Here is a 22,678-nt window from a genome sequence, read left to right on the forward strand (position 1 = left end):
TTTTATAATAATTCTCAAAATTATAAAAAGTCAAATATTAGCTAATAAATACAGCAATATTTGACTTTTTTATAAATTTTTAATATAAGTTTTGCCTAATCAAGTAGTCAATTCCTTCAGAAGTTATTCGCCTTCCTTTAGAACTTTTTTCAACTAATTTAAGCAATAATAAAGGTGGCTCAATTTCATTCACTATACTTTCTTTAGTATGAAGAAGTAGCCCAGTTATAGTATCTAAGGCAACATATTTTTCTTCAAAACCTTCTTTCAAAACTTCTAAATATTCAATATGATCTTTAGTTAACCCAAATTCATAAAGGTCAAGATATTTAAAAGTCTTTTTAACTATTCTTTTATTAACAACTCCTTTGTTATGGGCTAGTGCAAAATCATTTATTCTTTCAAGTAAGTGATTTGCTAAGCGAGGTGTACTACGTGAATAACTTGCAACAATTTTTAAAATATCATCAGATACATCAATGGCTAATTTGGTTTTGGATATACTTAAAATTTTAAAGATGTCATCAGATGTATAGTTGACAATTCTTCCAATAAATCCAAAACGATCTTTAAGTGGTTGAGAGATTTCGTTTAATTTAGTTGTAGCGCCAATCAATGTAAAAGGTTTGATTTTCATTCTTATTGCTCTAGAATTACCATCAGCACCAACAATAAGGTCAAAAACAAAGTCTTCCATTGCTCCATATAAAAACTCTATAACATTTTTATTAATACTATGAATTTCATCGATAAAAACAATATCGCCTTCATTTATGACTGAAAGAACACTAATTAAATCAGCCTTTTTTTCTATGTTAGCCCCTTGAATATAATGAATTCTTGATTGATTTTCTTTTGCAATTAAAGTGGCTAATGTAGTTTTTCCCATTCCAGGTGAGCCATATAATAAAATATGATCTAGAATTTTGTTTTGAATTTTCGCACTTCGCATCATAGCTTGAAGTGTTTTGACTAATTTATGTTGGCCAATAAATTCACTAAATTTATTAGGCCTCAAGTCTAGATATGTCATTGTTTTCGTTAGCTATGAGTTTAATGCTTTCTTCAATCATACTATCTATGTTGTCAGTAAATTTGATTTTTTTCATCACGGAATCTATTTGACTTTTTTGAAAGCCCAATTGTTGTAATGTTTTATTTAGTTCTTCGCGGAGTTGTGATTTTTCAGCTTTCTTATTATCTGCATTAGAAATAATTTTTGATCATTTTTCTGATAATTGCACACAAATAATATTAGCTAGCTTCTCATTAATAAATTGAATAGAAGCTAATTCTTGATAATTATTGTGTGCAATTAGACGAGCTATATATTCTCATCCTTTATCAAGTAAAATCATTGCAATTTTAGGTCCTATTTTTTCAACAGATACTAAGTCTAAAAATAATAAACGTTCTTTAAAATCTCTAAAGGCATAAGTGCATTCATTGTACTCAGTTCTATGTTCATATAAATAGATCTTAGCTTTTTGTCCAACTTCATATCTAGATTCGTCTGAAACAGTCATTAAATAGCCTTCTGATCGTGATTCTAATATGATGTTATTCTTGTTCTTATAAACAATTTCTCCAATAATATATAATTTCATTTTATTTACCTTTCTTAATCTCTCATTATTTAAATTATTTATTAGGCAAAATGAACTAAAAGAAAACAAAAAAGCACTATTTCCAGTGCTTTAATTATTTATAAGAATGATTAATTAATAAAAAGTTATTATTTATTTCTGTCGTTTAATGCAACATAGCCTTCAACTTTTTTACCTTTGTAAAATCCACAAAATTGACATACAACATGTTGTTCAATTTTTTGACTGCAGTTTTTGCAAGATACAAGGTTAGGTGTATCTAAAGCTGAGTGAGTGTTTCTTTTGTGTTTACGTTGTTTAGACGTTTTACGTTTTGGAACAATAGCCATTTTACCCCCTTTGAAGTATGTATTAATTAATAAGCTAATTTATTATATTATAAAAATTAAAATTTAAAAATATTTAATTAGTAAAAAATAGTTATTAATTTTGCAAAAATATCATACTTATTTTAAGCAATATAATTATAATTTATTTGTGAAAAAAAATAAGAAAAATCGCGTAGGAATAATTGCTGAGTATAACCCATTTCATAATGGACATATTTATCAAATTAACTGAATAAGAAAAAACATTCCTAATGCTTATATAATAGTTGCAATGTCAAATAAATTTACTCAAAGAGGTGAGATTACTTGCGCAAGCTTCCATTCACGTAAGAATATTGCAAAAGCTTTTGGTGTAAATAAAGTGGTTAAGATGCAAGATACTGATGTTATACAAGCTGCACATGTTTTTGCTCAAGCAGGAGTTAAACTATTAGCTAAGCACAATATTAATTATTTAGTTTTTGGCTCAGAAACCAATGATATTGAGTCTTTTATTAATATTGCTAAAGCAATTAAGGCTAATCCAAATGAATATAATGCTTTAGTAAGAAAATATTTAAAGTCTGGTGGAAACAGTTATCCTAAAGCCAATAATTTAGCAATTCAAGAACTTATGGGGCAAAACATACAAATGCCAAATGATATTTTAGGCCTTGAATATGTTAAAACAATTGTGAATAATGACTTGCAAATTCAACCCATTAGCATGCAAAGAACTATCGAATTTCATGCAAAAGAGATTAAATCCTCTTTTGCAAGTGCATCAAAAATAAGGGAAATGTTAAAAGCACATGAAGATATTTCATCTTTTACTCCAATGCATTTATCTTATGATCTGAAAAGAGATATCTCAGTAACTTATTCAAAATTTAAGAAAATTATATTAAAGCAAGAGCCTAGTAAATTAGCAAAATACAAACTTGTTGATGAGGGGATTGAAAACTTATTTAAAAAACAAGTGTTATTAAATGACAATTATCACAATTTTATTGATGCTTGTGTTTCAAAGAGATACACTCGCAGCAGAATACAAAGAACTTATATCAATATATTACTTAAGGTAAAAAAATAACGAGAACATAATGTTCTCGCTTTCCATTACTTAATTCGATTTCATTTATATCCATAAGAATGAACTTCCTTATGGATTTTCTTTCACATAATTTTAATGTGTTGCCTAATGTTTTGGTATCTAAAACTGAATTTAAATTCAGAATCCCCTGTAAAAATATGTTTATATGTATTTGATCTAAAACAGTATGATACTATTTTGACCGAATTTCCGGGATTGTTATAATGTAGTATATCATGACGCTTATAAAGAGTAGAAATGAAATATCCATTTATGTTATCTTGCAATAAGAGATAATCAAATAAGTCTACTTTTCACTGATCTTCCTTGTTTTCGAATGCAAAGTAATAGCAATAATTTCTTGATGAAACTGAAAGGTTTTCAAGAATAATTCGTACCTGAGTGTCTTTATAAGAAAATGAGCCAGTGCGAGTTGATAAAAACTTATTTGAATTAAATATTACATTTAAATCTTTTTTGTATAATGTTTCAATATTTTTTACTATTTCATTGAACTGTGAAGATAAAACAATGTCAGTATAAATTTCTAATGGTTGTAGTTTTTTGTGCAAATATAATGCTGCTTTATTCATTGATTCATAAATATTTATATCAATATGCATTGAACTAATAACTTTTTGAAATGTTTTTACAATAAATTTATAATCATCAGTGCCCACCTGGTTTTGCTTGTTTTGGCAAAATTCAAATAAGTTACTGATAAAAAAGCCTTTAATTTCTACATATTTTGACAATGCAGTATAAATTTTATGTATGTGGTCATATAACTCATTTTCAACATTATCTTTTTTCAACTTTATAACTTGTGTATAAAGCAAGTCATTGTATTTTAAAGATGAATGGTTATCAATGTTTTCTTTAACTTCAAAGTTATTAAGATCCACCCTGTTAATAACATCGGAAAATGAAGCAATGCTATGAAAGTCTAAAGTAAAATAAAATTTAGTATTTAATTTTGATGCTTTAGACAAAAATAAATGTAAATTCTTAATTCTTTTTTTAGCTAAATTTTCATTTTCATCATCCAATAACATAAGATGATAATTATAAAAACTATATAAATCTGGAATTACTATTCCTACTTCATAGTTAAAAGCGCTTAATTCGCCTAATTTTTTTAATATATTTTCAAAATACTTTACTGAAACAATTAATTCATTATTTTTAAGAATTTCCTCATCTAAGAAAATAAAAGAATGTATTTTATTTTCCGAAGTTTTTTGTCAAGAAAGATTGGAATAAATCATTTGAGTCTACCCCCGTAGTTTTAATTTTATAATCAAGGTGACCTAATTCAGTAAGGATTCTTCTTACATCATTTGCCTTGTAATTATTTGCAATTTTTTCAATGACAAATAATCTTTTTATTGAAATGTTTAGTTTATTAGCTAATGTATCACGGTGTAAGATGGCTCGTGAATAAGTAAAATATCTATTTAATAAGCACATTGTATTGCTGATTGTGTATATTAGTTTATTAATATCCTCACCTTGTGTGCTTAATAATATGTACTTAGTATATATTTCTTGCAAATTATTTGTACCTAAAGCATTCGAAAAAAAGAAAGGGTCATCTATAGGATATTGTGCAATAAAATTATCAATTAAGGCCTTATTTATTGGCTCATTTAAAAGTGCAAGCTTATCAATTTCATTTTGAGCAATAGCGATATCATTTGGTATTTTTGTCAAAAAATATAATAAGTCGCTATAGTTAATTTTTAACCCACATTCAGTAAAACGCTTATTAACTCATTGAATAAATTCGCTTTCATTATATGCATGAAATTCAAATTTATTTTCTATGCGTAAAAGAGAAAGAAATTTATTATCTAATTGCTTAATTTCCTGCAAATAAATTAAACACTTTACCGATGACTGATTAAACAATTCAGCTAGCTGTTCAAGAGTAATTTTGCTATTTTTAAGAAAGCTTTTATCTTTATAAAATTTAGGGTTATATAAAATTAAAAGTTTATCTCCAGAAAATAAAGAATTTGATAGTAATAAGCTAGTGAGAATGTCTAAGTCAGATAAGTCTTCTTTTATTTCGAATATACAGTCAGTTCTATATTGCTGTTTAATTTCTTTGATTTTTTGATTAATAAAATATTGATTTGTTCCAGTGATAATAGTCATACCTTAATTATACTTTCTTGTTTCACTTTTTTTGTAAATTAATGATTGTTTCAATAAAATAAAGTAATCTAATATGTATAACGCTTGAAGATAGTTACTATTCGGGATTTCAACTCGTAAATTAAAACTATGAAGCAAAATAATTAATTTACTTAATAAATAAGAAATTGGACTACATATAAAAGTTAATGGAAAAAATATAGCAAAAAAGATGATTGCAAGCTGAAACACAGGAGTTAACAGAAGAATGTAAAGAAAACTCAGAATACTAAAGGCATGCTGTTGTACTGTGATTATGGTAATAGATAGAAATCACGAAAAAAAGTAAATTTTTAATAAATATAAAGCTTTTAGATATGTTATGTTTTTATGTTTTTCTTCTTCTATTTTAGCTTGGCCTTGACTGTAAAGGATTAAGGAAAAAGTTAAAATAAACGATAATCAGTAGCCTAAGTTTAAGACATTTTTAGGCGAATATAATAAGTATATAAATGATATTCAAAATAAAATTTGATGTAATGATACCCGATGGTGCCAGTGTTTTTTCATAAGAAACTGTTGAATAAGCAAAAAAGCAAAGGCACGAAATACTGAAATTGACTTTTTCACAAAAAAGAAATAAATGATTATTAAAACAGTGCACAATATTTTAGTTTTATCAAATTTATATGTTAGTAGTTTTATTAAACCAAAAATTGTAGCAAAGTGTAATCCACTGACAACTATTAAATGAACAGCGCCCATATCTTTTAGAGACTGTATTATTTCGTTGTGTACTTGAATATTAAAACCAAATAATAATGGGATTATTAATTGATAATAGCCTATATCTTTTTGTAAATAATATCTAAAAAATCAATGCCTTATATTTCATCAGTTTTCGAGTTTAGTGTAGTGGGTAACCTTGAAAATATAATAAATATTGTTTGACGCATAATAATTTGAATTATAGTCCATGGGCATTAATTTTCCCGATGCATAAAACTGTGAGTATATTGTAATGTCGGAATATAGATCACTTTTTCAAACTACAAGCTTACGTAAATACTGATCTTGCACATAAACATTTTTTTCAGTTACATCAATTACTGTATAACGCCCATTTATCTCTTTATATTCATATCAATTTTCTAGATAAATATAGTTATGGATATTTCAAAAGATAAATCAAATAAGTAAGCATAACCAAATTAATCACATAAACTTCAAATTTATACAAGCAATATAAAATATTAAGATTGCTATCGGGATTCCTAAAAGTCATTGGTTTGTATCAATCATTAGTGCAAAAAGAGATAAGCAAATAAAAAAGTTGATTCACATTATTCTAAAATTAAAAATTTTTTTAATTTTAGAAAAGTTTTGTAACCAATACCCTTTATTGATTCAATATCTTTTCATGTCACCGTATCCTGCTTGTGTTTTTCTTGATATTCGAATAAAATTTTTGCATATTTTTTATCTATTCCGAATGCAATAAAGTCACTTATGGACTTAATATCGCTTCAATATAAGATTCAATCATATTTAGGAACAAAAATTGTTTTTTTATCATCTGCATATTCATCTAGCTTAAATTTATCAAATTTAGAGCCAGTCTTTGCTTGCGCTAAAAAGAACAATTCACGATATGTAAGTGGAGCTAATGATTCGATTTTTGTATGCAAAACATTGCCACTAAGGCGATAGTGGTAAACTTTTTCAGATTTTTCTTTTTTCTCTTGACCATCAGATATTTGCCTCTGGTTTAATCTTTGAGATAAAACAAAACCTGAAATGGCACCAGCTATTGAAAGCCCTATAAGGTAAAGTCAGATTTTTTTATTTTGCATACATTCTATATATTAAATTTAGCCTAAAAAGTACTATAAGTTAACAAAATACCAAAAAAGTAAACATAAAAAAGAACCACAGATAACTGTGGCCTTATATATTATATGTATAAAAATAAAATACTGGATGTGTAAGAATTTATAAAATATATTAAGATATATAAGAAATAAAAAACAAGTTGTAAAATAAAAAATAAATATGTATATATAAATGATTTGCTTAAAATGCGACTTTTTAAGCACAATAACTTAGTACAAAATAATAAATAGTTTACTATTTAAGCAGTATACAGGACATTCTCATGTCCCATAGATATAATACACTATTTTTTTCTAATCAGAAATAATATTTCTTAGATTTTATTTTTTTTCATCTCTACAGGGTAGGCTTAAATAAAAATATCATGCTAATTTCCTTAGCATGATAAATAAAATAAATTTAAAATAATCATTGTCTTTTGTTAATTGTGCGTGTACTGATGTAGTTTTTATAATATGCATTATTAAAGGTAATCCCCAAAAACATAAAGTAAACAAATCAGTTAATAAAGAAAGCTATTGTGAAGAAGAATCCCACAACCCCTCCAAATTTATCATAATTGAAATAACTATTGATTGTATTAAATAATAAGACAAGCAAAATGGTTGGGGTAGCAGAAAGCATTGCGCCCTTATAAATACTTTTTAAATTTAATTTAAATGATGGTATCAGTTTAAATAACATTATTAACAATACAAAAACAAATATTGTTGTAAATGTAAAATATACTATTAAATTTAGTCAATTATTAGGTGCTGGATCAATACGCTTCTCTAACATGATGTCTGCAGTCGCAAACGCCCAGAACAATACCGACACACAAAGCACGATGAAAAAGCCTTTTATTTTATTTCCTCAATAAGTTCCCATTTTATAATGTTCATAAATATAGTTAGTTGATGATACTAATTTACCATATCCAGTACTTGAAATATAAAGTGATGAAAGGAATAATAGTAAGTTTGGCAAAATAGTTTTAGATGAAAATCCCGCATTTGGATCAGCAACAATATTAATTAAATAAGATTGTGAACCAGGCAAAAATCTCCCTAAGGTACGTGATGAAAATTCAGTTGCAAAATCTTTACCAACAAAATTATAAAATGATGGAATATTGCTTACAAAAAGATTTAGTAAGTAAACAATATAAATTACGGGCACAAAAGAGATTAAAAGATAAAAAGCACTAGAAAGTCAAATAAAGTTATATTCTTTGCTGTTAAAGTTTGTGTAAACATTATCGATAACCTTAATTCTTTTGCGATTGTCACTATCATTTCTTGCTCTAAGTAGCAACTTAGCAAAGAATGTTATTAATATTTTCTTTATTAAAAACTCATATAAAATTAAGAATACTACAAAACGATCTGGAAAAATTAAGTTTTGATGGAATTGCTTTTTAATATGGCGATTTTTATTTTTGCTTTTTGTTAGTTTGTAATAAAAATCATTATTTTTGCTTTGTCATTTCATTTAATAATTTTACTACAATTTGGTTTGAAAGCACTGGACTTACTTGCCCACCAGTTTCCTTCATTAATGCCCCTAGAATAAACTTGATAACTCTTTCAGGCCGAGTATTGTATTCAGTTAACATGTCGGAATTAGCAGAAATTATTTGAGCAATATGATTTTCAATAATTACTGGGTCAGTAATTTGCTTAAGATTGTGTTTTACTAGTAATGGTTCCAATTCTCCATTATATTGAACTAACATAGGTATTAATTTTTTAAGTGATTTTCCTGAAATAATTTCATCTTGCAGCAATTCTAATGCTTGAGCTAATAATTTAGGATCAATACCTAATTCCACAGTGTGCTTAGATGTTGAATTGGCTAAAGAGACAACTTCAGCAAAAAACACCTTAGACAATTTGTCCTTATCGTTATAAGGGATAGAATCAAAATATTTGCTTAATTCATAGTCATCAATTAAGCTTTGGATATAAATGTTTTGAATACCATAATTAGTGTATCTAGCTAATTTCTCATTAGGCAATTCATTAATTTTAACGCTATCAACAAATTCCTTTGAGAGCTTAATAATAGGGATATTGGGATCGGCAAAATATTTGTAATCAGTTGTGCCAGTTTTCGTACGCATAACAACTGTTTGATTATTGGTGTCATCGAAACGCTTTGTTTGTTGTAAAATAACTTCACCCCGAAGTAATTTTTCTCTTTGCAATTTAATTTCGTATTCAATTGCTTTTTTGATGTTAGAAGTCGAATTCATGTTTTTTATTTCAACTTTAGTTCCAAATTTATCTACACCATAAGGTCTAAGTGAAATATTAATATCAGCTCTTAATGATCCTTGTTCGAGTTTCCCTTCGGAAATTTCTAAAGCAAGAACAGTTTTCTTAATCATATCCACATAATTAGCAGCTTCTTCAGCTGTACGTATAACTGGATACGTAACGATTTCGATTAATGGAATTCCAGCACGATTATAATCTAGTTTTGTACCTGTTTCATCATGGTGTTGTCTAGCTGTATCTTCTTCAAGGTGAATTCTTTCGATTTGTATTGTTTTTGACCCAAAACTAGTTGGTATCACTAAAGAACCATTTTTACCTATAGGTCTAAAAAATTGGGTAATTTGATATCCTTTAGGTAAGTCGGGATAAAAATAATTTTTTCTGTCGAAATGTAACTCATCATCGATTTCCATATTTAATGCTTTAGCAAGTGCTATACCATATTTAACAGCTTGTTTGTTAACTTGGGGCAATGTGCCTGGATAAGCTAAATCAATTTGATTTGCTTTGGTGTTAGGTATTGCATTAAAATCAATTCCGGCAGGTGAAAACATTTTTGTCTTAGTCTTTAACTCAACGTGAATTTCAATACCAATAATTACTTCAAAATTATCCATTGATTTCTCCTCTTAATTCTTCAAAGTATTCAGCATATCCTAATAGTTTTTCATCGCTGTAAATAGCTGATTCAATTGCAAAACTGTATGGCATATTTTGGTGTACACCAAGTGGTATAGTAATTGATGGATTTCCTGTTAAGTTTGCACCTGTTAAAATAAAGTTCATCACTCCGTTTGCTGATGTATCTTCATTAAATTTTGGTGCAATTCCAGAATATGCTGGGAAAAGTACACAATCATATGTACTATGTAGCTCTGTGTAATAATTCTTTATCAATCTACGCGCTTTCTGAGCTTTAATAAAAATTTCTTCTTGATTTTCCGTATATAAAAAGTAACTACCAAGAGCTAAACGTTCTTGTACCATTTTTCCAAACTTTTGTGATCTGGTATTGAGCATAATTTCTTCTCAAGAATCACCATTCACCCTGTTACCAAATCCAATACCAGTTAGGTTCGCTAAATTTGAGCTTGCTTCTGAGAAACTTATTACACGGTACACTATATTGATAGCATTTAAAATCTCTAGGTTAGGTTGAATAATTTCGACTTCAGTTCCATTTGCTTTAATTTTTTCAATAAATTGTATCATTGCTTCATTTACATAAGGTTTAACAAATCTGCTAAAGTCTAAAAAGGCAATTTTATTTGGTTTTTTATTGACTGCGTTTGCTATCGGGACATTAATGCTAGTCATATCTTTGTAGTCTTTTCCAAATAATGTTTGAGCAGCTAATATAGCATCATTAACATTATGCGTAAAATATGCAACTGTATCTAATGAAGAAGCATATGCAAACATGCCATATCTGCTAATAGCTCCATAAGAAGGCTTAAATCCAATTAATCCATTGAAAGCAGCAGGTAATCTTACACTATCACCTGTATCACTGCCTAACGCAAAGCCAACATTTGGTGTCATTGTAGCTGCTGATCCTGATGACGACCCGCCAACAAATCTTTCTGGATCGTGAGGATTCACTACAAGCCCATAAGCACTGTATGTACCAGTTCCTCCAAGAGCTAATTCATCATTATTAACTTTTGCAACAATTTTTGCATTAGCATCAATTAATTTTTGTACAACAGTTGCATTATAAAATGGTTGGAAATTATCCAATATTAAACTAGAAGCTCTTGTTGGAGCATCATTTGTTGCAAAAACATCTTTAATTGTGACTACAACATTATTGAATGCTGTACTTTGTTCTTGATAAGTTTTTTCTGGATATAAGTATGCTACAGCATTATTTGAGTCATTTTTTAATTCATTATAAGCTTTAGTGTAATTTCCTTTGTTGCTAAATTGTCTCATTATTTTACCACCTTTGTAAGTACAACAAATTCCCCGCTAGTTGCAGGAGCATTAGTTAAAATATTAGCTTGAGTAATTGAATATGAATCATCTTCAATATCTTCGCGCAAAAGATCTATGTGTAAATCTTCATTAATTCTTTCCATTGGTGCTAAGTTTTCTAAATTTAAAGCATTTAAACCAGCAAGATCTGCTTGAATGTGCTCCCAAGAAACTAGTATTTTATCTAAAACATCATCATTTGGGCGTAACATTAAAGATTGCACAATATCTATTAATTTTTCTCTTGAAATTTGTTTCATTTGTACTCCTATTTTTTAAAGTTCGGTAATGAAAATACTTCATAGTTATTTAAGTATTTTAAGTCACCTGTAATATCTTTGAATTTTAAACTATATGAATGTAATTGTAATCTTTTAGCATTAGGACCATGGTATTTCTTATCACCATAAATTGGATATCCTAAATATTTTAATGTAACTCTAATTTGGTGTTTACGACCAGTGATTAATTCAGCTATTTTTTTGCCATCTTCCATATAAAATAAAGTGGTTGTTATTTTCCCATCTTGAATTTTTTTTGGACTTACTTTCATGCGCTTGTTTGGCTCATCTTTAACTGAATATAATGTAATTTTTAAAGGATTTAATTCTGTATACTTTTCCAGATTTATATTACTTCAAAAAGTATATTTTTTAATTAAATTATTAGAGTGCTCATTAAAATATGACACAGTTTGATAATTTTTTCCGTATAAAATAATACCACTTGTTTCCTTATCTAAACGTCCAATGTGAGAAGGTCTAAAACTATCGATTGGTTTAAAATTTAAATAAGTTAATACTTGATTATCAAGGCAATTATCCTCGCCATGAACTTCAACGCCAGCAGGCTTATCGATGATTAAAATGTTGTCATCTTCATATAACACTTTAAAGTTTGGCTTAACTGCATTTGTTTCGATGGACTTAAATTCTGCACTATCTTCTAAGATTCCATAAATTAAAATTAAGTCACCTTCATTAATTATTTGATTTTTTGTTATTCTTCTATCATTGTTTATTTTAATATCTTTTTTCCGAAATATTTTTTCAATGCGACTATGTGGTAGGGTTGAACAATATTTAGTAATTACTTTAAATATACTTCTACCAGCATCGTTTTTTGTTGCTTTTATTTCTAGCATATAACCCCTTTATATTATTATATTATTAAAAAAGAAAAATTGGCATAGCCAACTTATTCTTCACGTTGTGATGAAAATAAATCGAAATCACTATTTTCGTTTTCAACACCTTCTACGTAGTTGAATTCGTTTAATTTAGGTAAATCACGCATACTAGTTAGTTTAAAGTGATCATAAAATTTATTTGTAACACCATATAAAACAGGGTTTCCTGGTGTTGGCGCAATCCCAACTTCTTCTATAACACCCTTGACAAGTAATGTATTAACCACTTGATCGGATGCTACTCCACGAATTACTGAAATTTGACTACGTGTAACTGGTTGTTTATAAGCTACAATACCTGCTACCTCAATTGCGGCATTAGATAATCTTTGTTTTTTAACAATTGAAACCATTTTTGAAACATAATCTTTAAATGTTTCTCTGGTGGCAAATTTGTAAACTTCATTAAAGTTAACAACTTTTATCCCTAGTTCCATGTCATTAAAATAAGTATGAAAATCAGACATAACTTTTTTAGCTTCTGCTAAAGTAGCTAAAGAGAAGATATCTTTGACTTGTTCTAGTGTCAATCCATCATCTCCTTGAATATATAATAAAGCTTCTAAAATTTTATTTTTCATTATAAAGCTCTCCTCTTTTGATTGTGATTTCTCCAAATTCTTCCTTTTGCTCAATAACTAGTACTTGTTGTTTAGCCAGTACTAATACAGCAAGCAGTGTAACAACAAAGTGATTTAAGGATGGCTGTGTAAATACCATTTCAAATGTTAGAACCTCGTGTTGTTTAAGCATTTTTTTAATAAAAGGAAATTGGTCAGAAGGCGATAAATTAAATGTTTCTAATTTAGTTGTCCGCAAATGTTGTGCATAAACCCTTTCAAACATTTTTCTTAAAACGGAAATAAGTTTAACTGGATTAGAGTGTCCATCTAATCTGGAATCATCACTGTCAACAATAAAATCATCAACATTTGAAGGTGCTTTTATGAACATGTCTTCACGGTCAGACTCAAATGTTCTTAGTGCTTCTTTGATTTCTTTGAATTGTTGATATTCAACAAGCTGTTGAATCAGTTTCTTTTTTTCTTCAACAACTTCAGCAGGTTCATCAGATTCTGGATCTTGTAAAACCATGCTGGCCTTTATTTTTAATAATGTAGCAGCCATAACTAGATAGTCACCAGCAATATCTATTTCGCTACCTTTTAATTGGTTAATAATTTTTAAGTATTGATCAGCTAGTTCAACTAAGTTGATATCAAAAATACTAATTTTTTTATCTTTAATTAAAGAAAGTAATAAATCTAATGGACCATCAAAGTCTTGTAACTGAAAAGTATATTCACTGTAGTATGGATTAGTTTTGATCGCCATCAGAATCAACCTCTTTAAGAATTATTGAGTGTACATGAGCCGCAACCTTAGCTGAATCTTGAGTAATGAAATTATTAGGCTTTAAAGGTGTTAAGAATCTTACCGTTACTGTTAATCTACCTTTGCGTTTACTATTATCAGCTTCTTGTGAATGTAAAATGGCCACTGGCTGGATTGTTAAGTATTCTTTTTGTGCTAGCTTAAAAGGCGCTGATTTAAATTCGCCTAGTGGCTGGTCTAATACTCTAGTTCCTTCTGGGAAAATTACACCATAAGTTTTATTTAGCTTAATGAATTCAGCAAATTTATTCATTTCTAGCAAACTCTGTTTAACACTATTACGATCAACAAAGAAAGTATTTAATAAGTGTAATGCGCTTTTAATAAATTTAGCATCAGCTAGCTCTTTTTTAGCAATAAAAGTTGGAATCAGCTCTTTTGCACTTGCTTCATATGTTTGTTTTTCTAAAGCCACTAACATAATAAGTGGATCAAAAAGAGACTTATGATTTGGTGTTACTAAGACACTACCAGATGCAGGTAAATTTTCATAATTTTCCACTACAACATCAATGTTATATAAGCTTAGAATTTTTTTGCTTAATTTTAGTAAATATTTATAACGTTCAATTGACTGAACTTGGTCAGCATCCTTTTTATATTTGCGATACTTAAGCTTTAAGTTTAAAAAGCGTGCAGCTCACAAAGGAGACAATATAATTTTTTTAAAGGTGATGTTTAATGCAGTTTTTTTCATAAAGGCCTTTCTTATTGTTTAGTCACAACAGCTATAACATAGTCGTTAGCATAGCTAATTGAGATTAAAAAATCTTTAAATTTTCATAGTTTAGATTCTGGATCTTTTTTAATGTTGACTTTTCGAAAATCAATATATGTGTTATCAGCCTTAAAAATCGCTTCTTTAATAGCTCAAGAACGCGCTAGAAATTTAGCTCTTGAATCTTGAGTCTCAAGTTTATTAAAATAAACTAACTCATCAGCTGATAAAATGCGATTTCAAAATATTTCACCTTTATTTAAAAAACGTGAAATATTGGTAATATCTATCCCTAAACTATTCATGTAATGAATTATATAAGATTTATTGATTATTAGTAATAATGGATTCAAGCAATTCTAAAAACTTTTTATAATAGCGTATTTTTTCAAACGAGACTGCATTAAAGGTGGAAACTTCAAAAGTTGCTGAATGAACAGAACTTAATGACTCATTGAAATGTAATATTTCAACTACATCTTTTAAACTATAATGGTAATTAGAATTATAAATATCTTTCATAATTGCATTAATACGATTTGCTATGTCACTTAAAGCTGCTTCAACAAAAAGCAGATACATTCCTAGATAGCTGATTGATTCATTTGAGTGTCCTCTTGTTGAACTTTCACTAAGATAGTTAACTTTATCTAGTATATATTGATTCCATTCTAAACGAGAGTTGTGAACAGGAAGTAACTTTGATTTTTCCAAGACTAGTTTTTTGTTTGTTAAGAAAAATTTAACATAAGTTTCTTGAAAGATCTCAAAATAATGCTTGTGATTTTTTGGAGAAAAGTAATAATCAAGCAGTAAATCCAGCTTAACACTTCTAACTTCATCCCCAGTTGGGATAAAATAGCAGTATAGATAGTATTTTTTGTAATTTATTGTCTTCATGCAAAGCAAAAATGGTCGCTCTAAGCGTTTACTTTCATATCTTTCCATAATTTTTACACTCATTTTGATACTTCTTGTAAAAATGTTATTACTAATATCATGCAAGCTGTTTAATCGCAAGCAGAAATTAACATTATAAAGATTAAGAAACTCTAACATAGCCTTTGAATAGTTAGCAATAATTAATTTAGGCTTAATATGAATATCTTTAAAAGACTTATAAGAAAATGGGCGATTTAGCGAGTCCAAAAGAAGGACTCTATCGCCCATTGCATTATTAATGAAAAAATTAGGTAGCAAAAACAAATAATTAAAACTTGGATCATTGGTTATTTTAAAGTCAAAGTCACCTAAAGAAAAGATTGTTTTGTTTTTTGTTAAAGAACCATCAAAAAGATATTTTAAGTAATCTGATGGATTATGGAGTACTGCTAAATCAAGTTTATCATGTGACTCAACAACTGGTTCACCAATATATCAGTAAAAAATATCTAAGAAATCTTCAAAAATTTCTGTCGGAAAAATGTTTTTTAATTCATGAACAATTGGCAAGTTCTCTATAATGTCAAGATATTTACATTTAATTATAGCATTATTTGCAGAAGCAACATTAGGCAATGAATAAATTTCTTGTTTTCTACTAATAAGTGACATTGGCCATACACTTAATGCTTGTTCGAGATCGAGTAAAAACTGTTTTTTACCATTTTTTACTATCTTAAACTTAGCATCAAGTTCATTGATGCTGTTAGCTAATAATGTTAGTATTAAAATGTTTGTTTTCTTTAGCATTTTTTTACTCCATATAAAATTATATTATAAGTTTTGGAATAAACAAAGAAAATAAATTAAAAAAACTTTAAATGTAAAAATTAAAAAAATGGCATTCCATCAAAACTAAAGTAGAGTGCCATGATTTAATTTTTATCTATTTTAATAAAATAATGAAAAAATACAATTTTGATTATGTTTTTAGTTTTTTATATTATAATTTACACGCAATACATAAAGACAGTAACTGCGCAAGCTTAATTTATGGTTACCGAGTGTATCACTTCAAATGTTCAATTGTATTGCAATAAATTTTGAAAGGGGGCAGAAAATATGTCAGAATCAAAATTAAAAGCAGCTAAAAAAGAAGTTGTTTTAGAAATCGTTGACAAAATCAAAAGCTCACAAGCTGTTGCTTTTGCTGAATACCGTGGTTTAACAGTTTCAGAATTAGAAGAATTCAGAAAAGAAGCTAAAAAATTAGGTGTTGATATTAAAGTTTATAAAAATCGTTTATTTAAACTTGCAGCAAATGAAACAGGTATCGGTGAATTAGCTGATTATTTAGTAGGACCTAACATCTTTGCTTTTTCAAACAATGATGATATGTCTGCTGCTAAATTATTGACAAAATTTGCTAAGCTACACAAATTAATGGTAGTTAAAGCTGGTACTTTTGAAGGAAAAGTTATTGATGCAAAAGGTGTTAGCGAAGTTGCTACACTTCCTACATACGAAGAAGCACTTGGGATCCTTGCACGTTCAATGATGGCACCATTACAACAAATCTCATTATCACTTAAACTTGTAAGTGAAGGTAAATCAGAATAATATATAAATCAAATTAAAGAAAGGACATTATATTATGGCTAAATTAACAAAAGAATTATTTATTGAATCATTAAAAGAAATGTCAATTAAAGAAGTTATGGAACTTGTAGAAGCAATGAAAGAAGAATTCGGAATCGACCCAACAGCTGCTGTTGCTGTTGCTGCTGCTCCAGCAGAAGGTGCAAACGAAGAAAAATCAAGCGTTAAAGTTGTTTTAAAAGCTGACAATGGTAAAAAAGTTGCTATTATTAAAGTAGTTAAAGACTTATTAGGATTACCATTAATGGACGCAAAGAAAATTGTTGATACATTACCTGCTGTTATTAAAGAAAACATCAAACCAGAAGAAGCTGAACAAATTAAAGCAGCTCTTGTTGAAGCTGGTGCTGAAGTTACAGTTGAATAATTTCTTATATATAATTTTAAAAAAAGAAGCTAATGCTTCTTTTTATTTTTTACAGCTAAAACAAAAACCACTAGACACAATACTTTCCCACGTGGCTGCTTTATTTCTATCCTGACCAGGTTAGGGTGTTATCGTTCTAATGGCCTAATTATTATATCAATTATTTACTATATTCTTGAAATTTTTTTCTCTTGTTGTTGAACTAAAAATTAAAAAGATGACATTCCACTAAAGTTAAAGTAGAGTTGCCATCTTTTTTTGGGTTTCTATTGTGATATAAGTGTAGAAAAAGCGATTTTGAAACTCATTGAATTGTATAATAAATGTAGGCAAAATGCACAAAAATATAATTTGTGGGAAACTGTAAATAAGATTCATTTTACTCTCCCCTTTTTAAAAATAATAGTTGATGTATAAAATTCTTATATAAATTCAAAACAGACATAAATAAAATAAAAGTGCTAACAAATTATGAATTAATTCGAATCTCTCTTTCTGATCTAAAAGATATTTAGAAGGTTTTAAGATTATTGAAATTTAACACAAAAAATTTTTTAATAAAAAATCATTACTTAATAAGAGAGCCACAAAAAGAGAAAACTGCAGAATGGATATTGAAGTAAATATAAAAAAGATTAAATGATGTTGCCTGATATAGTAAAGTTAATATGCTGCATTTGATGAAGAGGGGAAAAAGATTATTTCTTCATTATATTCAAATGTAACATTAGTAAATTTATCTAGTAGATAAATCTATTTTAAATATTTGAACAAAAGATATTATGTAAAAGAACCAAAAGGAATCTATTTAACAGAATCAGTAATATGAGGATTAGCAGAAGGATTAGACATTTCAATACCATTTAAAAATACATTGCTAAAATGAATCGCTTATCGCAAAATTTCCACATAATGATTAGAAAATAAAGGAACAATACAATTAATTTTCAATAGTCTCAAAGAATTGTCCTCAAATATAAGAACGAATGGGCAGTTAAATACTTGGCATATTTAATTATATAGCTTCTTTTTTGTATGCTTATTAAGCTATATTTTTTAAATAAAATTTAATAATAAAAAATAAATGATATTTTTTGAATAAAAAAATATGAATTTATATTTTCGTGTTATAATATTCTTGCTTTTAAAGCATAGCTAAAAATAAAAAGAAAAAAATGAAAAATATTTTTCTTAAATTTTAAATGTGTGCTATAATATATAAGCGATATAAATAAATAAGGCGTGCCGATTTAGCTCAGCGGTAGAGCAGCTGGCTGTTAACCAGTTGGTCGTTGGTTCAATCCCAATAATCGGCGCCATTTATGGTCTGTTGGTGAAGTGGTTAACACACATGGTTTTCATCCATGCATGCACGGGTTCGAGCCCCGTACAGACTGCCATTTGGAAGATTAGCTCAGTTGGGAGAGCGTCGCCCTTACAAGGCGAATGTCATGGGTTCGAGTCCCTTATCTTCCACCATGCCGTTTTAGCTCAGTTGGTAGAGCAACTGACTTGTAATCAGTAGGTCGTAGGTTCGAGTCCTATAAACGGCACCAATAACTGATTTAAATTGGAAAATTTATCTATTATTGGACGTTAGTTCAATAATTTTTAAACCTTATTTTATGCGCGAGTGGTGAAATTGGCAGACACGCTAGATTTAGGCTCTAGTGCCTCCGGCATAAGGGTTCGAGTCCCTTCTCGCGCACCATTATCTTATAAAAAAGTTTTAAATAGTAAGATAACGCTAGAACTTCTAACGTTATTTTTTTATTTTCCGAAATTTGTTAGTATTTAATATTATGAATGTAAAAATGAGAAAAGAAAAATTAGCAAATTTGAAAAAAGAAATATACAAGAATATAAATAATATTTGCTTGGCATTGGAAAAAGACTTGGGAAAGTCTAAAAATGAAGCAAACATAACAGAGATATTGCCGATCATTAATGAAATCAATTTATATATTAAAAAAATTCGAAAATGAGCAAAACCTAAAACTGTATCCAAACCAATTTCTCTATTAGGGACGAAATCTATAATAGAACGCCAACCATATGGTACTGTGTTTATTATTTCTACTTGAAACTACCCTTTCCAATTAGCATTTATTCCTTTGATCAATGCAATCGGTGCCGGAAATAAAGTTATTTTAAAACTTTCTGAAAAGTCAAAGTTTTCTAATGAGACTATTAAGAAAATTATAGATAATGTCTTTCCAAAGGATGAAGTTAATGTGGTGGACTGCAATATCGAAGAAACAAATCATATAATAGAAGAAAAAGCTGACTTTTTGTTCTTTACTGGATCACAGGCAGTTGGTAAGATTATGTATCAAAAAGCAGCGGATAAAATGATTCCTTGTGTTTTGGAATTAGGTGGAAAAAATCCAGTAATTATAACGAAAGATGCAGATTTACCTCTAGTATGTCAAGAACTTATTTTTTCTAAATTAATGAATGCTGGCCAAACATGTTTAGCTCCTGACTTTATTCTAATAGATGCAGCAATAGCGGAAGACTTTAAACAAGAATTTGCTTTCCAACTTTATCACTTAGTACAACATGAACTAAAAGGCAAAGGCCAATTTGCTCACTTAATAAATTCCGATAGTGCCACTCGATTAAGTCAAATTTTTAATGAAGAAATAGATTTTGACAAGCACAAAATTTATCTCTGTGAATTGCAAAATGAGAGCAAATTAGCGAAAGAAGAAATATTTGGCCCAATACTTCCAATGAAAATTTTTCATAGTTTTGATGAATTGTCCAATGAAATTAAGTTATTGGATAGTTCGTTATCTGCCTATATTTTTTCAAAAAATAAGAAAATATATGATGCAATAAAGATGTGAATATCAAGTGGATCCGTTGCTTGAAATTCCACATCCCAATTTATATATAATTCTAATTTACCTTTTGGTGGAATAAAAAGTAGTGGAATTGGAAAATATCATGGTAAAGCTGGATTTGAAACATTCAGCCACCAGAGAAGTATTTTTATCAGAAAAAGAAGATGAATTTTATATACAAAAAACATAAATGCAATTTTATTTTCAAACAATCTTCATTTTATAGTAAAGTTTTTACTAAAAATTAAAAAATATTAAGCTTGTATTAATTAAAGAAAAAGAGAGCAGTCAAAGTGCTCTCTTTGTTTATTACTTTTTAAAACATATAAAGTAAAACTTTATTTTTTGTTTTGTTCAACAACCAAAGCTAATTTGCGGAATCAGTGGTTAAGACCACTTTTTGAAATATAAATATTATGTTGCTGTTGGAGCAAAAATGATAGCTCAGCTAGTGAAATCCATTTATTTTCTGATTTGATGCGAAAAGCAACAAGCTGGTTTTCATCAAAATACTGTTCTAAATTATGTTCAAAAACATAATTAATATTTTCAATATGGCGAATTGTGCTTTGTGCAATTTTATTAATATTGCTTAAATCAATGTTATTAATGCGATTAGTAACATTTTCAAAATCACGCTTAATTATTAAATTTTGTAAATCATATCATGAGTTTTTAGCATTAATTGCAGCTAAAAAATCAATTAACTTTTCTTTATTTTTGTTATAAATAATAAATTTATTACCACGAGCTAAGAAGTTAAAATTAAACTCATATTCATTCAGTTTTGATTGAATTTTCTGCAAGTTCATTTTATTGTGTGATGCTATCTCTAAATGATATGAAGTAGAATTTTTACCTGAAATACTTCCCCCACCACAAAAAACACCCGCAAAGAAGTAAGTTAAATAATCTTTATAATCTAAATTTGGTGAAATCATTGAGTTATTAAAAATAACCAGTTTAGATTTTCAATTAGCTTGTTTTTGATATGGCATATGTATTTTATCGAGCTTACGAATTAGTTTATCCATTAAGTATTCATTTTTAATAGATAATACATAATTATTGTTTTTATCAAGTTCTGCTGAACAAAAGACTAGTCCATTAATAAATGATACTATTTCAGATTTCTTGCTAATGCTGTTAATTACTTCTTTTTTAACTTCGAAACTAAATGAAGTAGAATGTAGTTTTTTCATAAAAACAATTATAAAAAATTATTTTTGTATTCAAAACGATTGATTTTTTTAATTTTTTTTATGAAAAATTATAATCAAAATGTATTCAGCCTAAATACAGTGCCAAAAGTAATAAAAAAACAAAAAGCATACAGTTAATAAATTTCACAATTAATTTTTTTTTGTTAAAATTAAAAAGCAATAGAGTTAATTGCAGAAAAGTAGAAGACACTTCTCACCTGATGACCATAGTCTTGGGTTTAGCTACAATTAAACGTATCATAATTCTGATACCTTTTTTAGTAGATGAAGTGGGAAACCACTTTTTATTAAATTTAAATTTTATTTAAGGAGTTATTATTCAAACAAAAGGAAAAAAACCAGCTTCAGAGCATTACATTAATGGTGACATCCCATTTAAACAAGTTTTTTTATTAGGACCTGATGGTGAAAAACTTGGAGTTAAATATACATCTGAAGCTATTGAGATAGCAAAAAGCTATAAAATGGACTTAGTTTTAATTAGCGTTGAACCTAAACCAATTTGTCGTATCTTAGACTACGGTAAATTCAAATATGACCGTAAGAAGAAAAATAAGGAACTAAAAGAAAAACAAACAACAATCCAAAATCGTGAAGTTAGATTAACTGCCATGATTGGTGAAAATGATTTGAAAACCAAAGCAAGAAAAGCTAGAGAATTTCTTTTAAAAGGTGACAGAATTAAGGTTTCTTTAAAACTAAGAGGTCGTGAAATAGGAAGAAAAGATTTAGGTTTTGCAACAATTGAAAAATTCTTCGCATTAGTTGAAGATATTGCTGAAAAAACTTCAGAACCTAAATTAGTTAACGATCGTTTCCTTGACATGAATCTCCAACCAAATAAACAAAAAATTCAAAAATACTTAAAAGAAAAGAATCTTGATTCAAATCAAGAAGCTAAAGAAGGAGAATTAAATGCCAAAAATGAAAACTAAAAGTGCGTTAAAGAAACGTATCAAAGTTACAGGAACAGGTAAAATTTTAAGAGAACAAGCATATCGTTCTCACTTAGCTCAAAACAAAACAACAAAACAAAAACGTCAATCACGTAAATCTGCTCAAATGTCAAAATCAGATCTTAAAAGATTTAAAGCATTAATCTAATCTTGTTAATCAAT

The 22,678-nt window shown here is 28.1% G+C and carries 24 protein-coding genes, 5 tRNA genes and 1 other RNA gene; 11 read left to right on the top strand and 19 right to left on the bottom strand.

Annotated features, from left to right (window positions below; all coding sequences use genetic code 4):
• Window positions 1-79: 79 nt before the first annotated feature.
• The 3 genes from ruvB to rpmF form a co-directional block, all read right to left on the bottom strand.
• Window positions 80-1,033, bottom strand: a complete 954-nt coding sequence (ruvB, locus tag ACNQ12_RS02545) for a Holliday junction branch migration DNA helicase RuvB (protein WP_418019315.1) — start codon at window positions 1,031-1,033, stop codon at window positions 80-82.
• On the bottom strand, window positions 1,008-1,607 hold the full coding sequence (gene ruvA, locus ACNQ12_RS02550; RefSeq protein WP_418019316.1) for a Holliday junction branch migration protein RuvA: 600 nt from the start codon (window positions 1,605-1,607) through the stop codon (window positions 1,008-1,010). Before ruvA ends, ruvB begins: the two co-directional genes overlap by 26 nt.
• A 128-nt stretch (window positions 1,608-1,735) precedes the next feature.
• Window positions 1,736-1,936 (bottom strand): 50S ribosomal protein L32, encoded by a 201-nt coding sequence (gene rpmF, locus ACNQ12_RS02555; protein WP_416741824.1) that lies wholly within the window; start codon window positions 1,934-1,936, stop codon window positions 1,736-1,738.
• Between the two features lie 148 nt (window positions 1,937-2,084).
• On the opposite strand from rpmF, the gene ACNQ12_RS02560 reads away from it, so the two are divergent.
• The gene (locus ACNQ12_RS02560) at window positions 2,085-3,008 is read left to right on the top strand and encodes a nucleotidyltransferase (RefSeq protein WP_416754735.1); all 924 of its coding nucleotides are present in this window, start codon (window positions 2,085-2,087) and stop codon (window positions 3,006-3,008) included.
• Window positions 3,009-3,034: 26 nt separating this feature from the next.
• On the opposite strand, the gene ACNQ12_RS02565 is transcribed toward ACNQ12_RS02560, so the two are convergent.
• The 14 genes from ACNQ12_RS02565 to ACNQ12_RS02630 all read right to left on the bottom strand — a co-directional run bounded on the left by ACNQ12_RS02565 (window position 3,035) and on the right by ACNQ12_RS02630 (window position 16,272).
• Complete coding sequence (locus tag ACNQ12_RS02565; protein WP_416754736.1) at window positions 3,035-4,276, bottom strand: hypothetical protein; 1,242 nt, start codon at window positions 4,274-4,276, stop codon at window positions 3,035-3,037.
• Entirely contained in the window at window positions 4,233-5,168 is a 936-nt protein-coding gene (gene holA / locus ACNQ12_RS02570) for a DNA polymerase III subunit delta (protein ID WP_416754738.1), read from the bottom strand. Before holA ends, ACNQ12_RS02565 begins: the two co-directional genes overlap by 44 nt.
• Before the next feature lie 3 nt (window positions 5,169-5,171).
• Window positions 5,172-6,569, bottom strand: a complete 1,398-nt coding sequence (locus ACNQ12_RS02575; protein WP_418034707.1) for a ComEC/Rec2 family competence protein — start codon at window positions 6,567-6,569, stop codon at window positions 5,172-5,174.
• Window positions 6,491-7,000 (bottom strand): MAG0490 family ComEA-like DNA-binding protein, encoded by a 510-nt coding sequence (locus tag ACNQ12_RS02580; RefSeq protein WP_416754741.1) that lies wholly within the window; start codon window positions 6,998-7,000, stop codon window positions 6,491-6,493. The genes ACNQ12_RS02575 and ACNQ12_RS02580 overlap by 79 nt, the downstream gene beginning before the upstream one ends.
• A 439-nt stretch (window positions 7,001-7,439) precedes the next feature.
• A complete protein-coding gene (locus ACNQ12_RS02585) occupies window positions 7,440-8,513 on the bottom strand; it encodes a YhjD/YihY/BrkB family envelope integrity protein (RefSeq protein ID WP_416754743.1) in 1,074 nt (357 codons plus the stop codon).
• A complete protein-coding gene (gatB, locus tag ACNQ12_RS02590) occupies window positions 8,491-9,918 on the bottom strand; it encodes an Asp-tRNA(Asn)/Glu-tRNA(Gln) amidotransferase subunit GatB (RefSeq protein ID WP_418019318.1) in 1,428 nt (475 codons plus the stop codon). Before gatB ends, ACNQ12_RS02585 begins: the two co-directional genes overlap by 23 nt.
• On the bottom strand, window positions 9,911-11,236 hold the full coding sequence (locus tag ACNQ12_RS02595; protein WP_418019319.1) for an amidase family protein: 1,326 nt from the start codon (window positions 11,234-11,236) through the stop codon (window positions 9,911-9,913). The genes gatB and ACNQ12_RS02595 overlap by 8 nt, the downstream gene beginning before the upstream one ends.
• Window positions 11,236-11,538 (bottom strand): hypothetical protein, encoded by a 303-nt coding sequence (locus ACNQ12_RS02600; RefSeq protein WP_416754747.1) that lies wholly within the window; start codon window positions 11,536-11,538, stop codon window positions 11,236-11,238. The genes ACNQ12_RS02595 and ACNQ12_RS02600 overlap by 1 nt, the downstream gene beginning before the upstream one ends.
• Before the next feature lie 8 nt (window positions 11,539-11,546).
• Window positions 11,547-12,422 carry a pseudouridine synthase family protein gene (locus ACNQ12_RS02605; RefSeq protein ID WP_418019320.1) on the bottom strand — a complete coding sequence of 292 codons (876 nt, stop codon included), beginning with the start codon at window positions 12,420-12,422 and terminating at the stop codon, window positions 11,547-11,549.
• A gap of 53 nt (window positions 12,423-12,475) precedes the next feature.
• The gene (scpB, locus tag ACNQ12_RS02610) at window positions 12,476-13,048 is read right to left on the bottom strand and encodes an SMC-Scp complex subunit ScpB (RefSeq protein WP_416741835.1); all 573 of its coding nucleotides are present in this window, start codon (window positions 13,046-13,048) and stop codon (window positions 12,476-12,478) included.
• Entirely contained in the window at window positions 13,038-13,802 is a 765-nt protein-coding gene (locus tag ACNQ12_RS02615) for a segregation/condensation protein A (RefSeq protein WP_418037217.1), read from the bottom strand. Before ACNQ12_RS02615 ends, scpB begins: the two co-directional genes overlap by 11 nt.
• Window positions 13,786-14,559: a lysophospholipid acyltransferase family protein gene (locus tag ACNQ12_RS02620; RefSeq protein WP_416754750.1), complete on the bottom strand. Its 774-nt coding sequence runs from the start codon at window positions 14,557-14,559 to the stop codon at window positions 13,786-13,788. Before ACNQ12_RS02620 ends, ACNQ12_RS02615 begins: the two co-directional genes overlap by 17 nt.
• Before the next feature lie 11 nt (window positions 14,560-14,570).
• Complete coding sequence (locus ACNQ12_RS02625; RefSeq protein WP_416754751.1) at window positions 14,571-14,885, bottom strand: 4'-phosphopantetheinyl transferase superfamily protein; 315 nt, start codon at window positions 14,883-14,885, stop codon at window positions 14,571-14,573.
• A gap of 19 nt (window positions 14,886-14,904) precedes the next feature.
• Window positions 14,905-16,272 carry a hypothetical protein gene (locus tag ACNQ12_RS02630; protein ID WP_418037215.1) on the bottom strand — a complete coding sequence of 456 codons (1,368 nt, stop codon included), beginning with the start codon at window positions 16,270-16,272 and terminating at the stop codon, window positions 14,905-14,907.
• A gap of 312 nt (window positions 16,273-16,584) precedes the next feature.
• On the opposite strand from ACNQ12_RS02630, the gene rplJ reads away from it, so the two are divergent.
• Together rplJ and rplL are read left to right on the top strand one after the other, a co-directional pair.
• On the top strand, window positions 16,585-17,082 hold the full coding sequence (gene rplJ / locus ACNQ12_RS02635; RefSeq protein WP_416754753.1) for a 50S ribosomal protein L10: 498 nt from the start codon (window positions 16,585-16,587) through the stop codon (window positions 17,080-17,082).
• A gap of 34 nt (window positions 17,083-17,116) precedes the next feature.
• A complete protein-coding gene (gene rplL, locus ACNQ12_RS02640) occupies window positions 17,117-17,488 on the top strand; it encodes a 50S ribosomal protein L7/L12 (protein ID WP_416754754.1) in 372 nt (123 codons plus the stop codon).
• Between the two features lie 54 nt (window positions 17,489-17,542).
• Here rplL and ffs read toward each other — a convergent pair.
• Window positions 17,543-17,639, bottom strand: an RNA gene (gene ffs / locus ACNQ12_RS02645) — signal recognition particle sRNA small type.
• A 1,093-nt stretch (window positions 17,640-18,732) separates the two neighbouring features.
• On the opposite strand from ffs, the gene ACNQ12_RS02650 reads away from it, so the two are divergent.
• The 6 genes from ACNQ12_RS02650 (at window position 18,733) to ACNQ12_RS02675 (ending at window position 20,595) form a co-directional block, all read left to right on the top strand.
• A tRNA-Asn gene (locus ACNQ12_RS02650) sits at window positions 18,733-18,807 on the top strand.
• Window positions 18,808-18,812: 5 nt separating this feature from the next.
• Window positions 18,813-18,888, top strand: a tRNA-Glu gene (locus tag ACNQ12_RS02655).
• Window positions 18,889-18,891: 3 nt separating this feature from the next.
• Window positions 18,892-18,967 (top strand) — tRNA-Val (locus ACNQ12_RS02660).
• Window position 18,968: 1 nt separating this feature from the next.
• Window positions 18,969-19,044: transfer RNA gene (locus ACNQ12_RS02665), tRNA-Thr, on the top strand.
• 71 nt (window positions 19,045-19,115) lie between these two features.
• Window positions 19,116-19,199: transfer RNA gene (locus ACNQ12_RS02670), tRNA-Leu, on the top strand.
• A gap of 103 nt (window positions 19,200-19,302) precedes the next feature.
• Window positions 19,303-20,595 (top strand): aldehyde dehydrogenase family protein, encoded by a 1,293-nt coding sequence (locus ACNQ12_RS02675; protein ID WP_418019322.1) that lies wholly within the window; start codon window positions 19,303-19,305, stop codon window positions 20,593-20,595.
• An 80-nt stretch (window positions 20,596-20,675) separates the two neighbouring features.
• On the opposite strand, the gene whiA is transcribed toward ACNQ12_RS02675, so the two are convergent.
• Complete coding sequence (whiA, locus tag ACNQ12_RS02680) at window positions 20,676-21,539, bottom strand: DNA-binding protein WhiA (protein ID WP_416754756.1); 864 nt, start codon at window positions 21,537-21,539, stop codon at window positions 20,676-20,678.
• A 377-nt stretch (window positions 21,540-21,916) separates the two neighbouring features.
• On the opposite strand from whiA, the gene infC reads away from it, so the two are divergent.
• Window positions 21,917-22,495, top strand: coding sequence for a translation initiation factor IF-3 (infC, locus tag ACNQ12_RS02685; protein WP_416754996.1), 579 nt, complete (start codon window positions 21,917-21,919; stop codon window positions 22,493-22,495).
• Entirely contained in the window at window positions 22,485-22,664 is a 180-nt protein-coding gene (gene rpmI, locus ACNQ12_RS02690; RefSeq protein ID WP_369810263.1) for a 50S ribosomal protein L35, read from the top strand. The genes infC and rpmI overlap by 11 nt, the downstream gene beginning before the upstream one ends.
• Window positions 22,665-22,678: the final 14 nt, after the last annotated feature.

This window comes from Mycoplasma paraquilae (genome assembly GCF_048284415.1).
Taxonomy (GTDB): domain Bacteria; phylum Bacillota_I; class Bacilli_A; order Mycoplasmatales; family Metamycoplasmataceae; genus Mycoplasmopsis.